Genomic DNA, 13,541 nt, shown 5'->3' with positions numbered 1-13,541 from the left:
TTAATTCGCTTCGGCGCGCGTCGCCGGTTTCGGCGCAGTTGACTTCGGCACCACGGTCTGAGCGGGCGCGACGTCGCGGATTGTTTCCGGCAGCGGGGCATCGCTGGCCATTTCGGCGGTGACGGGCGCGACCTTCATTTCGCCCAGCCGGGCGCGGATCGCTGCCGTCAGCCCGGGATAAGAGGCGATCGGCGTGAAGTCGAACGACTGGTCGTTGCCGACGCGAATGCCGGTATAGGCGACGAGGCCGTCGGTGGTGGCGATGACGTCGCCGGCACGCAGCGAAGCGTCGAGCGCGAGATCGACCGGCGCCAGGCCGGCGGGATCGCGGCCGTTGCAGGTGCAGTCGGCGCGCAGCGCCTTGCGGTAGGCGAAAGCATTTTCACTATCGGCGTAGCGCTCGCCGCCGCTCGACGACGCGCTGTCGATGTGGCTGCCATAGTAGACCTTGGTGGTGCTCGCCGGGCAGAACGCCTGGCAGAGTTGCACTGGCGTCGCGTTGCCGCGCATCGTCAACGGGAAGTATTTTCCGTCGCAACTGCGCACGCAGAAGGCCGGGCCGGAGCCGGCCAAGCGCGGCGCGGGCGCGGAGGCCTGCGGTTGCTGCTGATTGAGGCCGAACGGATCGGCGAAGAAATTGGCCTGTGGCGGCGCGTGGCGCGATTGCTGCTTCTGCGCGCCGCCGAAGAAGAAGTCGAACAGCCCTTCGGCCGAAACGGGGGCGGGCAGCAATGCGATGGAGCCCGCGAATGTTGTGGCGGCAAGCACCACGCGGCGCCGCATCCGCAGATTACTCAACTCTGTACGCAACGCTCACTCCAACAATTCACGCACCGGGACGACAGGTGTTCCGGCCGGATTCACCATAACGCGGGATGGTAAACGAGCGATTGATTGCGCGTGGAACTACGCGAAAGAAGTCAGGACCTTCGGGCGCGGGGGGAATGAGAGCCTCATCCCTTGAGAAACTCGCCTGCCTTGTACAGCGAGCGGAACGGCAGCCCGGCTTCGGCGAAAGCTTCCGTTGCGCCTTCCTCGCGGTCGACCATGGTGAAGACCAGCGCGATCTCGCCGCCGGCTTCGCGCACTGCTTCCACCGCCTTCATCGCCGAGCCGCCGGTGGTGGTGACATCCTCGACGATCACGATGCGCTTGCCCTGCAATGTCTCACCCTTGGCAAGTCCCTCTACTGCGAGTCGCGCGCCGTGCTCCTTCGGCTTCTTGCGCACGAAGAACGCCGCAATCGGGTGCCCCTTCAGCCAGGAGAGCTGCGCGATTGCGCCCGCAAGCGGCACCGCGCCCATCTCGAGGCCACCAACGAAATCGAGCTTGTCGTCCTTCAGTGCCTCATAGGTGAGCTCGGCGAGCAGCGCCGCGCCTTCGGGGTCGAGCATCGTCGGCTTCAGGTTGAAATAGAAATCGCTCTTGCGGCCCGAGGCCAGCGTGATCTCGCCGCGGCCGAACGAACGTTTGCGGATGATCTCGGCGAGGCGGGCACGGGAGGCTGATTTGGACAAGGCTTTTTCCCTGTGGGGTCTAAACGCGGGCGGCAATCTATCGGCGCCGCCAGGCACATTCCAGCGCGGAAATCTCGCCGTCAACAGCGCTCGCGCCGAGTTTCAAGAAGAGGCGCTTGCGGAAAGCGCGGCTTGTGCGGCAAGCGAGTTCCGCCTAATCAAGTGCCAAATGCTTGGGAAGGAAGCGGAAATGACCATCGAACTCTACACGTGGAACACGCCGAACGGCCGCAAGATTTCGGTGGCGCTGGAGGAAATGGGCCTGCCCTACAAGGCGATTCCGGTGAACATCACCAAGGGCGAGCAGATGGCGCCCGCGTTCCTCGAGCTCAGCCCGAACAACAAGATCCCTGCGATCGTCGATCCCGACGGCCCCGGCGGCCAACGCGTCAGCATCTTCGAGTCCGGTGCGATCCTGCTCTATCTCGGCGAGAAGACCGGCAAGTTCCTGCCGAAATCCCTTGCCGACCGCATTCCGGTCTATGAGTGGTTGATGTGGCAGATGGGCGGCTTCGGCCCGATGCCGGGCCAGGTGCATCATTTCATCGCGCTCGAAAACGAGCAGGATCGCGCCTATGGCCTGAAGCGCTACATGGCCGAGACGCGGCGGCTCTACGATGTCCTGAACAAGCGGCTCGCCAAGCACGAGTTTGTCGCGGGGGCGCTGTCGGTTGCCGATTTCGCCATCCTCGGTTGGGCCTGGCGCCATCCGCGTCACAAGGTGGATTTGGCTGACTTTCCCAACGTCAAGCGTTGGTACGATGCGCTGATGGCCCGCCCCGCCACCCAGCGCGGCATGGAGGCGAAGCTGGATTGAAGCGGCCGCATCACCCGCGAAGTCGGGTGATCCAGTACGCCGTGACGCTTGTTGTTGACGGAAATGCCTCGGGGTACTGGATGCTCCGCTTTCGCGGGGCAAGACAGCGACTACGCCCGTCTCGCCTCGAATGCCATCCTCACCGCAAGTCCGGTGAGCACGGCACCCATCAGCCAGCGCTGTATCAGGAGCCAGGTCGGCCGCGTGCCGAGGAACAGCGCGATCGAGCCCGCGGCGAGCGCGATCATGGCGTTCACGCTGACGCTGATCGCGATCTGGATCGAGCCGAGCATGAGCGACTGCGACAGCACGCTGCCGGTCGGATCGATGAACTGCGGCAGCAGTGCGAGATAGAGCATCGCGATCTTTGGATTGAGCAGATTGGTGACGAAGCCCATCGCAAACAGTTTCCGCGGCCCATCGACCTTGAGCTGCTTCACCTGAAACGGCGAGCGGCCGCCCGGCTTCAACGCCTGCCACGCGAGCCAGAGCAGATAGGCCGCGCCGGCAAAGCGCAGCGCGTCATAGGCGAAAGGGACCGCGAACAACAGCGCGGTGATGCCGAACGCGGCGCATAGCATGTAGAACACGAAGCCCAGAGCCACGCCGCCGAGCGAGACGATGCCTGCCTCGGGGCCTTGTGTGATCGAGCGCGAGATCAGATAGATCATGTTCGGACCCGGCGTCAGCACCATGCCGAAGGAGACGAGCGCAAAGCCGAGCAACGCGGATGTGTGGGGCATCAAGGAGGACTCGCGAGGGGGATGCACGCTTCTAGCGTGTCGTCTGCCGCGGGGCCATGCCGGAATTGTTCTCGGAGCAATTATCGCGGCTGGCCGGTCGTGACTGCAAACCAGAACGCGATGCCGACCAGCGCGAGGGCAAATGCCCCGCGGACGGCCCGGCGGTTGTTTGCGACGTCGATGGTCGACTGTATCGCGCCGGCCAGCATGACGATCACCGCATGGATCAGCGTTGCGATTGCGACATAGAGCAGGCTCAGCACCAGCGTCTGCGACGCGACGGACCCTGCCTCGGGGCGAACGAATTCGGGCAGCACGGCGACGTAGAAGACCGCAGCCTTGGGATTGAGCAGGTTGGTGATCAGGCCGCGGCGGAAGGCGGGCCACGGCCGCTCGTTCTCGCTGCTCCCCTTGGACGAGCCGTCGGTCTGGCCCGACCAGGTGTCCCATGCGAGCCACAGAAGAAAAAGCACGCCGCCCCAGCGCAGCAGGCCGTAGAGCAGCGGCGAATTGTCGATCACCGCCGCCAACCCGAATGCCGCGACCACCCCGTAGGTCATCAGGCCGAGCGCGATACCGCCGACTGCGGCGAAGCCGGTGCGCATGCCGCTCGAGAGCGACAGCGCAGCGAGGTAGGTCATGTTGGGGCCGGGCGTGATCTCGATGACGAGCGCGGTCAATGCAAAGGCAAGCAGCGGATGGACGTCAGTCAAGGGCCCCACCCGACGACCAGGCAACCGATCGAAGCGCGCCGCGCTTCAATGTGCCTCGTCCCAATTGTTCGCTGCCCGCGCGTCGACCTGCAGCGGCAGCGACAGGAGCACGGCCGGGAAGGGCGCGTCCTGCATCACCTTCTGCACCACCGGGAGCGTCGCCGCGACCTCGCTTTCGGGCACCTCGAAGATCAGCTCGTCATGCACCTGCAGCAGCATCTGCGCCGACAGCTTCTTCTCCGCTAGCGCGTCCTCCATCCGGGTCATGGCGCGGCGGATGATGTCGGCCGCGGTGCCTTGCAACCGCGCGTTGATCGCGGCACGCTCGTTGAAGGCGCGGACCGAGGCGTTCGAGGCCTTGATTTCGGGATAGTAGCATTTGCGGCCGAACAGCGTCGTGACATAGCCGTTGCGCCGGCAAAAATCCTTGGTCTCGTCCATGTACGCGCGGATGCCCGGGAAGCGCTCAAAATATTTCCTGATGTAGGCCGAAGCTTCCTCGCGGGCGATGCCGAGCTGGTTGGCTAGCCCGAAGGCCGAAATGCCGTAGATGATGCCGAAGTTGATTGCCTTGGCGCGGCGGCGCACCTCGCTCGGCATGTCCTTGATCGGCACGCCGAACATTTCGGAGGCGGTCATCGCGTGAATGTCCAGCCCCTCGCGGAAGGCCTGCCGTAGCACCGGCACGTCGGCGATTTCCGCGAGCAACCGCAATTCAATCTGAGAATAGTCCGCCGACACCAGCTTGTGGCCCGGTGTCGCAATGAAGGCGCGGCGGATCTTGCGGCCGTCCTCGGTACGAACAGGAATGTTCTGGAGGTTCGGTTCGTTCGACGACAGGCGGCCCGTCGTCGTCGCGGCCAGCGCGTAGGTGGTGTGGACGCGATGGGTCTGCGGATGGACATAGTTCGGCAGCGCGTCGGTGTAGGTCGATTTCAGCTTAGAGACCTGCCGCCACTCCAGGATCCTCTTCGGGAATTCGTGACCCTGCTCGGCGAGGTCGTCCAGCACCTGCGCCGTCGTCGACCATGCGCCGGTCTTGGTCTTGGTGCCGCCGGGCAGCCCCATCTTGCCGAAGATGATGTCGCCGATCTGCTTCGGGCTGCCGACATTGACCGGCTCGCCGGCGATGTCCTGGATCTCGGCCTCGACCCGCGCTGCGGTCTGGGCGAAATCGCCCGACAGCCGCGACAGGACCTGGCGGTCGATCGAAATGCCTCGCCGCTCCATCCGCGCCAGCACAGAGATCAGCGGCCGTTCCAGCGTCTCGTAGACGGTCGCCATGCGGTCGGCGACCAGCCGCGGCTTCAGGATGCGCCACAGCCGCAGTGTCGCATCCGCGCTCTCGGCCGAATATTCCGTCGCCTTCTCGATCGCGACCTGGTCGAAGGTGAGCTTGCCCTTGCCGCTGCCGATCAGGCCGCCATAGGCGATCATGGCATGGCCGAGCCAGCGCTCGGCGAGCTGTTCCAGCGCGTGCGAACCGCGGCCGGCATCGAGCGCGTACGACATCAGTTGCGCGTCGTCGGTGTTGCGGAGCGTGATGCCGTGCTGCGCCAGCATCACCGCCGCGAATTTGACGTTGAAGCCGATCTTCAAGATGCCTGCGGATTCCAACAGCGGCTTCATCGCGTCGAGCGCGTCCGACGCCTTGATCTGGTCGGGTGCGAGTCCGGCATCGAACAGGCCCGCGCCGCCACCAGGCTGCCGGTGGCAGAGCGGGACATAGCAGGCGTCGCCGGGCGCGAGCGCCAGCGCGATGCCGGACATCTCCGCCTGCATCGGGTCGATCGAGTCGGACATCGCCTCGACCGCGAAATGGCCGACATCGGGCACGCGCGCGGTCCACGCCTTCAGCGCATCGAGGCTGCGGATCGCCTGATACTTGCCGCGGTCGAACGGCAGCTTCCGCATCGCCTCACCGCGGGTCTCGACGAGCAAGGCCGGCGTGCCCTTCAGGCTCGAAGCCTTGTCGTCCCTCGCGCCGCTCGGCTTGGCGCGCTCTTTTGCTGAAGGCGCCGGCGCTGCCCCATTCTGCCCCGGTCCGGGTGCGGGCTTAACGTCCGATGGCGGCAACGGCGAGAACACGCTGGCGCCACTCTTGTTGCCTGGGTCGGCGTCGATATTGGCGGGATCGAGCTGCGCATACTCGGCGATGCGGCGGGTGAGGGTGGAGAACTCCATCGCCTTGAGGAATGCGATCAGCTTGCGCGCATCGGGCTCGTGCACCGCGAGGTCGTCGAGCGGCACTTCGAGATCGACCTTGTCGTCGAGCAGCACCAGCTGGCGAGAGATGCGCGCTTTCTCGGCGTTCTCGAGCAGCGCCTCGCGGCGCTTCGGCTGCTTGATCTCGCCGGCGCGGAACAGCAGCTGGTCCAGATCGCCATATTCGATGATAAGCTGCGCCGCGGTCTTGATGCCGATGCCGGGCACGCCGGGCACGTTGTCGGTGGAGTCGCCGGCGAGCGCCTGCACCTCGACCACCTTCTCCGGCGGCACGCCGAATTTCTCGATCACCTCCGACCTGCCGATACGCCGGTCCTTCATGGTGTCGTACATGACGACCTTGTCGGAGACGAGCTGCATCAGGTCCTTGTCCGACGATACGATCGTCGTGGTCGCGCCGCGCTCGGTCGCCTGCCTCGCATAGGTCGCGATCAGGTCGTCGGCCTCGAAGCCGATCTGCTCAAGGCAAGGCAGGTCGAAAGCCCGCACCGCCTCGCGGATCAGCGCGAATTGCGGAATCAGATCGTCGGGGGCCGGCGGCCGGTGCGCCTTGTAGTCGGGATAGAGCTTGTTGCGGAAGGTGATCTCCGATTTGTCGAACACGATTGCCAGATGCGTCGGCCGGTGGTCCTCGGGCATTTCGCGCAAGAGCTTCCACAGCATATTGCAGAAGCCGAGCACGGCGTTCACCTGCAGCCCGTCGGACTTGCGGTTCAGCGGCGGCAGCGCGTGATAGGCGCGGAAGATGTAAGAGGAGCCGTCGACCAGGAACACATGATCGCCCTCCGCCGTGGCCTTGGCGGCGACGGGGTTGGGAGCGGTCTTCGAAGCTGATTTGGCGGGGGCTTTGGAGGCTGTTTTCGGCATGGCCGAAATCTAAGGATTTTTGCGCGGATTGACAGCCTGAGTGATGTGGATTCCGGGCGTGCCGCACAATTGAATCGTCGTCCCGGCCTTTGCCGGGACGACGTCCAGGGCCCCTATGCCTTGTCGCCGGTCGGCGAGAACAGGTAGCCACCGCCCCGGATCGTGCGGATCACCGCGGGCTTGGTCGGGTCGAGCTCGATCTTGCGGCGGATGCGCATGATACGCAGATCTACCGCGCGATCGAAGGCCTCCGCGTCGCGTGCATTGGCGAGTTCCAGGAGCCGCTCGCGCGACAAAACGCGCTTCGGGTTCGCCGCGAACACCTTCAGGAGGCCGAACTCCGATGCGGTCAGCGGGTGCTCGTTGCCCTCGTCGTCGCGCAGGGCTTGAGCTTCGAGATCGAGCCATTTGGTGCCGAATCGCACCAGTTGTTCCTTTTCACTCTTCGCGCTGGCGGGCTCGGGAGCCGCTGCCCTCACGGGCGTGCTCCGCCGCAGCACCGAGCGGATGCGCGCCATCAGCTCACGCAGTTCGCATGGCTTGGCGACATAGTCATCGGCGCCGAGTTCGAGCCCGACCACCCGGTCGATTGGACTGGCAGTGGCTGTCAGCATGATGACGGGAACGTTGATCCGGCTCTTGAGGTCACGGATGATCGACAGGCCGTCTTCCTCGGGCATGTTGAGGTCGAGCACCACGAGATCGGGCACGCCGGTCTCGATCTCCTTGCGCAGGCTCTTGCCGCCATCGCACAGCGTCACACCGAAGCCGTGCATCTTGAGGTAATCACCGACCATTTCTCGGGCCGGCGCCTCGTCGTCGACAATGAAGATGTGCGGATTCTGGGTCATGATGTCTCTGCCGCCGGCAGTTTAACCGTAAAGGTCGACCCCTGTCCGGGTCCCGTGCTTTCCGCGGTTACATGGCCGCCATGCATGTCAATAATGCGTTTGACGATCGAAAGGCCGAGGCCGGTCGAGCTTTCGCCCGCGGTCGGCTTGGCGGACAACCGCTGGAATCGGCCGAACAGCCGCCCGAGGTCCTCTGGCGACAGGCCTTGGCCCTGGTCGGCGATGCGGATCACGGTTTGGTCGCCCTCATGTCGGACCGTGACCGTGATCTTGCCGCCGATTGGCGAGTATTTGATGGCATTCGAGACCAGATTGTCGATCGCCTCCCGGATTCGGTCGGCATCGCACATGGTCACGAAGTTGGGAGGCGCCGATACCGAGATGCTCTGCTGCTTGTTGACCGCCATCGGCAGGTTGGCCTCCGTCACCTCGTTGACGAGCGCCGCCACGTCGACCGGCTCGCGGCGGATGGTGATGTCGAAGGCATCGGCCATCGCATCCGAGATCAGGTGGTCGACCATCAAGGTCAACCGCTTGGTAGCGTCCCTGATATGCTCGACCTGCGCGGTGACGTTCTCCTTCGACGACCCGGCGCTGATCAATTCGGTCAGCATCTCGGTACGGCCGAGGATCACCCCGAGCGGGTTTTTCAGGTCGTGCGCGACGGTGCCGAGAATCTCGTTCTTGAAGCCGTTGGCGCGCTGCAGCCGCAGCCACTGCGCCGACAGCCTCCGGTTGGCCTGCATCAGCGCGCGGGTGCGCTGGGCGACGCGGTCCTCGAGCTGGGTGTTGGCCTCGTGAAGCTGCTGGTAGAGGATCACATTGTCGAATGCGATCGACAGGCGGCTCGAGAAGATCTCGACCAGCGCGCGGTCGGTGTCGGAGAGCGGGCGCTCGGCCTGCAGCAGCACCACGACCTCGCGGCCGCTGCCGGTGCGCAAATAGAGCACGCTGCGATGGTCGGCGAACTCGTTCTTGCGGCGGTGGAAGGCCGCCTCCACCATCTCCCGCAGGTCCTGATCGAGCGATCTCGAGGAGGTGGTGCCGATGAAGCGGCTGTAGCAACCGGAGCAGGCCAGCACCGAGAAATCCGCAGCAGCAGCGTTGCCATTGTCGCGCAGCACCAGGATGCCGGCGCAATCGACGTTGAGCAGCGAGGCGAGCTGGGTCAGCACGCCTTCGGCGAGCCGCTGCATCGACTTGAAGTCGTAGAGCGTCGAGGCGGCGTCGATGATGATCTCGAGCCCGCGCCTCGTCTGCACCATCCGCTCGAGCTGCTGGTAGCTGCGCAGCGCCGCGGTCAGCGAGGTGAACAGCTTGTCGGCGGTGAGCTCGGTCTTCGCCTTGTAGTCGTTGATGTCGTACTGGACGATGACGCGCCGTTCCGGCGCCTGTCCCGGCTGGCCGGTGCGCAGGATGATGCGAACGGTCTCGTTCCTGATCTCGTTGCGGATGTATTCGACGAGGTCGAGACCGGCGACGTCGGTCTCCATGATGACGTCGAGCAGGACGGCCGCGATGTCGGGGTTGTCCCGCATCAGCGTGCGACCTTCGGCCGCGGAATATGCCGAGAGGATTTCCAGCGTCGCGCCGTTCAGATTGTAGTCGCTGAGCGCGAAGCGGGTGCCTTCGTGCACCGCGTGATCGTCATCGATGACGGCGATCTTCCATTTCCGCGCCGACGAATCCTCCGGAGCGCTCTCGGTATCGTCGATCAGGTGGAGGACATCGTCCTGTTCGGCCATTGACTGGTTCCGTCGGCTGCTGCGTCAGTGATCGTGGGCTGACCCTTGGCGATCCTCGGCATGATAATGCGAAATGTGGTGCCTTGTCCTACCCTTGACTCCAGCATCATGCGTCCGCCGAGCTGTTGGGTAACCAGATTATAGACGATGTGCAGGCCGAGGCCTGTACCACCTTCGTTGCGGCGCGTCGTAAAGAACGGGTCGAATGCCTGCCGCTGCACGTCCGGCGTCATTCCGGCGCCGTCGTCGGCGAAAATGATCTCGATGTCGTCGGCGCCGCGCGCCCGCGCCGCGATCGTAATCGTGCCGGAACGGCCGCCCGAGAAGGCATGATTGACGGCGTTGAGGAAAAGATTGGTTAAGATCTGCCCATAGGCACCCGGGTAACCGTCGATCATGAGGCCTTCGGGCACGTCGACCGACAACCCAATGGCGGCCTTCTTCAACACCGGGCGCAGGCTCGCGACGATCTGGTCGGTGGACTCGCTGAGGTTGAACTGCCGCCGCTCCGCGTGCGAGCGATCGACGGCGACCTGCTTGAACGACTGGATCAGCTCGCCCGCGCGCTGCAGGTTGGCGACGAGCTGCTGCGCTGCGTCGCGCGAGGTTCGGACGAACTCGTCGAGCTTGGAGCGGCGCAGCGGCTCGCTCTTCAATTCGTTTGCGAACATGTCGGCGCGGCGGGCAAAGCTGGAGGCCACCGTCAGGCTGATGCCGATCGGGTTGTTCACCTCATGGGCGACGCCGGCAACCAGGCCGCCGAGCGCTGCGAGGCGTTCGGCGTCGATCAGGTTCTGCTGCGCGGTGTTGAGCTCGAGCAGCGCGCTCTCGGCCCTTTCTTTCGACGCGCGCAACTCGTCCTCGGTCTCGCGCTTGGCGATCGCGTTCTCGCGAAACACCTCGACCGCGCGCGCCATCGCGCCGACCTCGTCCTTGGCGGTGGTGCCCTGCACCGCGCGGTCGTAATCGCCGGTGGTGATGGCGCGCATCGACGCCATGATCTGCGCCAGCGGCAGCCGGATCGACAGCGCGATCAGGACGCCTGCGGACATGATGATGCCGAGGAAGATCACGGCGATTGACAACACCCGGCGCGAAATGTCGGACAGGGTCTTGTCGAACGTCTCCTGCGCCTTCTGCTCGCGCTGGCGCATCTTGACCGACAGGTCGTCGATCGCGCCGATCGCATCGGCCTGGCTCGCGTCGATGGTGTTGCGCAGAAGGTCGGTGCGGTTGGCGAGCTGCTCGCTCAGCTTGGCGAGCCCGGCGCGCAGCTCCGCTGTCTTGGTCTTGAGCCGCTCCAGCGCCATGCGCTGCAGGTCGTTCTCGGCCTGATCGGCCATGATCGGGATGGTCTTCTCGATCGTGTCGGTGTTGCGGCGAGCCTCCTCGGCTGATGCCGAGGCGAGCGACAGGTAATAGGCGTTGGCGGCGACGAGCAGCGAGGTGAAGGCCTCGCGGGACTTGCCGAGCGCGGGCCAGATCAAGGCGTCGCGATGGCCGGTCGCGCCCTCGATAACCGAATAGAGCCCGGCCATGTCTCTGGTCGGGGCCAATACCTGCTCGTCATAGGTCTTGGCGATGGTCGCCTGCACGGTGCGCAACTCGCCGAAGCCGTCGAGGAAACGGCTGGTGACGCGCTCGAGCTTCTCGACCGAATCTGACAGCATCGGGTCGGTCGAAGCGCGTGTCGTCAGCGTGCCGAGCACGGCCTCGCGCAATAGCAGGATCTCGGCGAACAGGTCGGGGCTCGGCTGGTTGATGTAACGATGAATCAGGTTCTGCAGCCGGCTGGTCTCGCTTTCGAGCTTGGCGAGAATCTTGTCGGACTCCCGTACCTGACGGACGTCGTCCCATGCCGAGCTGAGCACCTTGGAGCCGTTCCAGATCAGCGCGACGAGCACGATCACGACCGCGGAGTTGAGTAGCGCGATCGACAGGATGCGCCATCGGATCGGAACCGCCCGCAGCCATTGGACGATGCGGAAGCGGCCGCGGGCCGCGAGGCCCTGCGGCCATCCTGCATGTCCATCGTGTTGGGGCACTCCCAAGATTCAGTCACTCCACGTTGCGGATGCGTTCGACCGGGGGGCGGTGATCGCAATATCGCGTTTGGCCTCGGCATGGATGCCGGCCGGGGTTTCGCTGCCCACATTGATGCGGCTGGGATCGATCGTGCTGGTCAAGGTTGGTTCCAGCGTCGTCTGATCCAGCGCCGCCTTCGCCTCGCCAAGCCGGCGCGAGTGGAAGGGCTGGATTTGCAGCCGGCCCGCAACCAGGTGGCCCCTGAGGCGCTGCGCCTGAACGGTCGGATCACCCTTGTTCCGGTTATCGGCAGACCGGAATTCGCGCGCAAAAGTGATCGTCGAACCCGCCGAACACAACAGCGCGACGACAAGCGTTACGATCCGCGAAAGTCCGGCGCGGCGGTACACAGGCAGCAAATCCCCTTGTGATTGAGTCCAGGACGGGAGGAAAAGGTTCAACACATTCTTAGCGGGCGGGGATGGCTTTTAGCAGAAGCCGGATGGTTCGCCCATTGGCCAAATCGTTAATTTGCGCAGTGCAACCGAGGGGAGGCGATTGCAACCGCCGTTGTGCCGCCTTATGACGGCATGTCGCCAGGTGGGAACGAGTCGTCGTGAAGTTCGGTTCGAAAATCCTGCAACTTGTCGCCGCCGCGGCGCTTCTCCTCGCGTCGCCGGCGCGCGCCACGACCGAGATCATGTGGTGGCATGCGATGTCCGGCGAACTCGGCAGGCAGGTCGAAAAGCTTGCTGCCGATTTCAACGCCTCGCAATCCGACTACCGGATCGTGCCCGCCTACAAGGGGAACTACACCGAGACCGTCACCGCCGCGATCTTCGCGTTTCGATCGCGCAGCCAGCCCGCGATCGTGCAAGTCAACGAGATCGCGACTGCGACCATGATGGCGGCGCGCGGCGCGATCTATCCGGTGTTCGAGCTGATGCGGGATCAGTCGGAGGCGCTTACGCCGTCTGCCTATCTGCCCGCGGTGGCCGGTTATTACGCCGATACTGCCGGCAACATGCTGTCGTTTCCGTTCAACGCCTCGACGCCGATTCTCTACTACAACAAGGACATGTTCCGCGCTGCCGGCCTCGATCCGAACGCGCCGCCGAAGACCTGGCCCGAAGTCGGCGACGCGGCCAAGAGGCTGCGCGCGGCCGGCGCGCCGTGCGGGCTGACGACCTCCTGGCCGTCCTGGATCAATGTCGAGAACTTCTCCGCCTTCCACAATCTGCCGATCGCAACCAAGTCCAACGGCTTTGGCGGGCTCGACGCACAGCTGATCTTCAACAATCCACTTGTCGTGCGCCATATCGCACAGCTCGCGGAATGGCAGACGACGAAAGTATATGACTATAGCGGCCGCGGCCAGGCGGCCGAGCCGCGCTTCCAGAAGGGCGAGTGCGGGATCTTCATCGGTTCCTCGGGCACTCGTGCCGACATCAAGGCCAATTCGCACTTCGAGGTTGGCTACGGCATGATGCCTTATTATCCCGACGCCGAGGGTGCGCCGCAGAACAGCATTATCGGCGGCGCCACGCTGTGGGTGCTGCGCGACCGTCCGCTCGCCGAATATGCCGGCGTGGCCAAGTTCTTTGCCTATCTGTCGCGGCCGGAGGTGCAGGCCGCCTGGCATCAGAACACCGGTTATCTGCCGGTCACCAAAGCCGCATTCGATCTCAGCCGTGCGCAAGGCTTCTATGATCGCAACCCCGGCGCCGAGATCTCGATCGAGCAGATCACGCTGAAGCCGCCGACCGACAATTCGAAAGGTATCCGCCTGGGTTCGTTCGTGCTGATCCGTGGCGTGATCGAGGAGGAACTCGAGCAGGCCTTTGCCGGCAAGCGCTCCGCGCAGGCTGCGCTCGACATGGCCGTCGAGCGCAGCAACCGCCTGCTGCGCCAGTTCGAGCGCGCCAACCCGGATCAGTAGTGCGCATGATCTCCTCTCTTTCGTCATCGCGAGGATCGAAGCGACAACCTTTCAGCCGAAGCCTCGGCTATGGCAAAAGCGATCCAATGGCGCGGCAA

The 13,541-nt window shown here is 64.5% G+C and carries 11 protein-coding genes; 2 read left to right on the top strand and 9 right to left on the bottom strand.

Features of this window, described 5'->3' with window-relative positions:
- On the bottom strand, positions 1-783 hold the full coding sequence (locus JQ553_RS29295) for a DUF2865 domain-containing protein (RefSeq protein WP_212503616.1): 783 nt from the start codon (positions 781-783) through the stop codon (positions 1-3).
- Positions 784-953: 170 nt separating this feature from the next.
- Positions 954-1,517: an orotate phosphoribosyltransferase gene (gene pyrE, locus JQ553_RS29290; RefSeq protein WP_212503531.1), complete on the bottom strand. Its 564-nt coding sequence runs from the start codon at positions 1,515-1,517 to the stop codon at positions 954-956.
- Positions 1,518-1,707: 190 nt separating this feature from the next.
- Here pyrE and JQ553_RS29285 point away from each other — a divergent pair, with 190 nt between their 5' ends.
- Positions 1,708-2,334: a glutathione S-transferase family protein gene (locus JQ553_RS29285; protein ID WP_212503530.1), complete on the top strand. Its 627-nt coding sequence runs from the start codon at positions 1,708-1,710 to the stop codon at positions 2,332-2,334.
- Positions 2,335-2,444: 110 nt separating this feature from the next.
- On the opposite strand, the gene JQ553_RS29280 is transcribed toward JQ553_RS29285, so the two are convergent.
- The 7 genes from JQ553_RS29280 to JQ553_RS29250 all read right to left on the bottom strand — a co-directional run bounded on the left by JQ553_RS29280 (position 2,445) and on the right by JQ553_RS29250 (position 11,914).
- A complete protein-coding gene (locus JQ553_RS29280) occupies positions 2,445-3,077 on the bottom strand; it encodes a LysE family translocator (RefSeq protein ID WP_212503529.1) in 633 nt (210 codons plus the stop codon).
- Between the two features lie 80 nt (positions 3,078-3,157).
- Complete coding sequence (locus tag JQ553_RS29275; RefSeq protein WP_212503528.1) at positions 3,158-3,790, bottom strand: LysE family translocator; 633 nt, start codon at positions 3,788-3,790, stop codon at positions 3,158-3,160.
- A 45-nt stretch (positions 3,791-3,835) separates the two neighbouring features.
- Positions 3,836-6,883 carry a DNA polymerase I gene (polA, locus tag JQ553_RS29270; RefSeq protein WP_212503527.1) on the bottom strand — a complete coding sequence of 1,016 codons (3,048 nt, stop codon included), beginning with the start codon at positions 6,881-6,883 and terminating at the stop codon, positions 3,836-3,838.
- Between the two features lie 113 nt (positions 6,884-6,996).
- Positions 6,997-7,734, bottom strand: coding sequence for a response regulator (locus JQ553_RS29265; RefSeq protein WP_212503526.1), 738 nt, complete (start codon positions 7,732-7,734; stop codon positions 6,997-6,999).
- A complete protein-coding gene (locus JQ553_RS29260) occupies positions 7,731-9,479 on the bottom strand; it encodes a DUF3369 domain-containing protein (protein ID WP_212503525.1) in 1,749 nt (582 codons plus the stop codon). The genes JQ553_RS29265 and JQ553_RS29260 overlap by 4 nt, the downstream gene beginning before the upstream one ends.
- Positions 9,449-11,524: an ATP-binding protein gene (locus JQ553_RS29255; RefSeq protein ID WP_212503615.1), complete on the bottom strand. Its 2,076-nt coding sequence runs from the start codon at positions 11,522-11,524 to the stop codon at positions 9,449-9,451. The genes JQ553_RS29260 and JQ553_RS29255 overlap by 31 nt, the downstream gene beginning before the upstream one ends.
- Positions 11,525-11,533: 9 nt before the next feature.
- Complete coding sequence (locus JQ553_RS29250) at positions 11,534-11,914, bottom strand: hypothetical protein (protein WP_212503524.1); 381 nt, start codon at positions 11,912-11,914, stop codon at positions 11,534-11,536.
- A gap of 206 nt (positions 11,915-12,120) precedes the next feature.
- Here JQ553_RS29250 and ugpB point away from each other — a divergent pair, with 206 nt between their 5' ends.
- Positions 12,121-13,443: a sn-glycerol-3-phosphate ABC transporter substrate-binding protein UgpB gene (ugpB, locus tag JQ553_RS29245; RefSeq protein WP_409363097.1), complete on the top strand. Its 1,323-nt coding sequence runs from the start codon at positions 12,121-12,123 to the stop codon at positions 13,441-13,443.
- Positions 13,444-13,541: the final 98 nt, after the last annotated feature.

It is taken from the genome of Bradyrhizobium lablabi, from assembly GCF_018131005.1.
Classification (GTDB): Bacteria; Pseudomonadota; Alphaproteobacteria; order Rhizobiales; family Xanthobacteraceae; genus Bradyrhizobium; species Bradyrhizobium lablabi_D.
This window is presented reverse-complemented; position numbering and strand designations above follow the sequence as displayed.

Bases quoted from the DNA above. Each gene is read 5' to 3' on its own strand.
- JQ553_RS29295 (WP_212503616.1), bottom strand. From the start codon at position 783: ATGCGGCGCCGCGTGGTGCTTGCCGCCACAACATTCGCGGGCTCCATC.
- JQ553_RS29285 (WP_212503530.1), top strand. From the start codon at position 1,708: ATGACCATCGAACTCTACACGTGGAACACGCCGAACGGCCGCAAGATT.
- JQ553_RS29280 (WP_212503529.1), bottom strand. From the start codon at position 3,077: ATGCCCCACACATCCGCGTTGCTCGGCTTTGCGCTCGTCTCCTTCGGC.
- polA (WP_212503527.1), bottom strand. From the start codon at position 6,883: ATGCCGAAAACAGCCTCCAAAGCCCCCGCCAAATCAGCTTCGAAGACC.
- JQ553_RS29265 (WP_212503526.1), bottom strand. From the start codon at position 7,734: ATGACCCAGAATCCGCACATCTTCATTGTCGACGACGAGGCGCCGGCC.
- JQ553_RS29260 (WP_212503525.1), bottom strand. From the start codon at position 9,479: ATGGCCGAACAGGACGATGTCCTCCACCTGATCGACGATACCGAGAGC.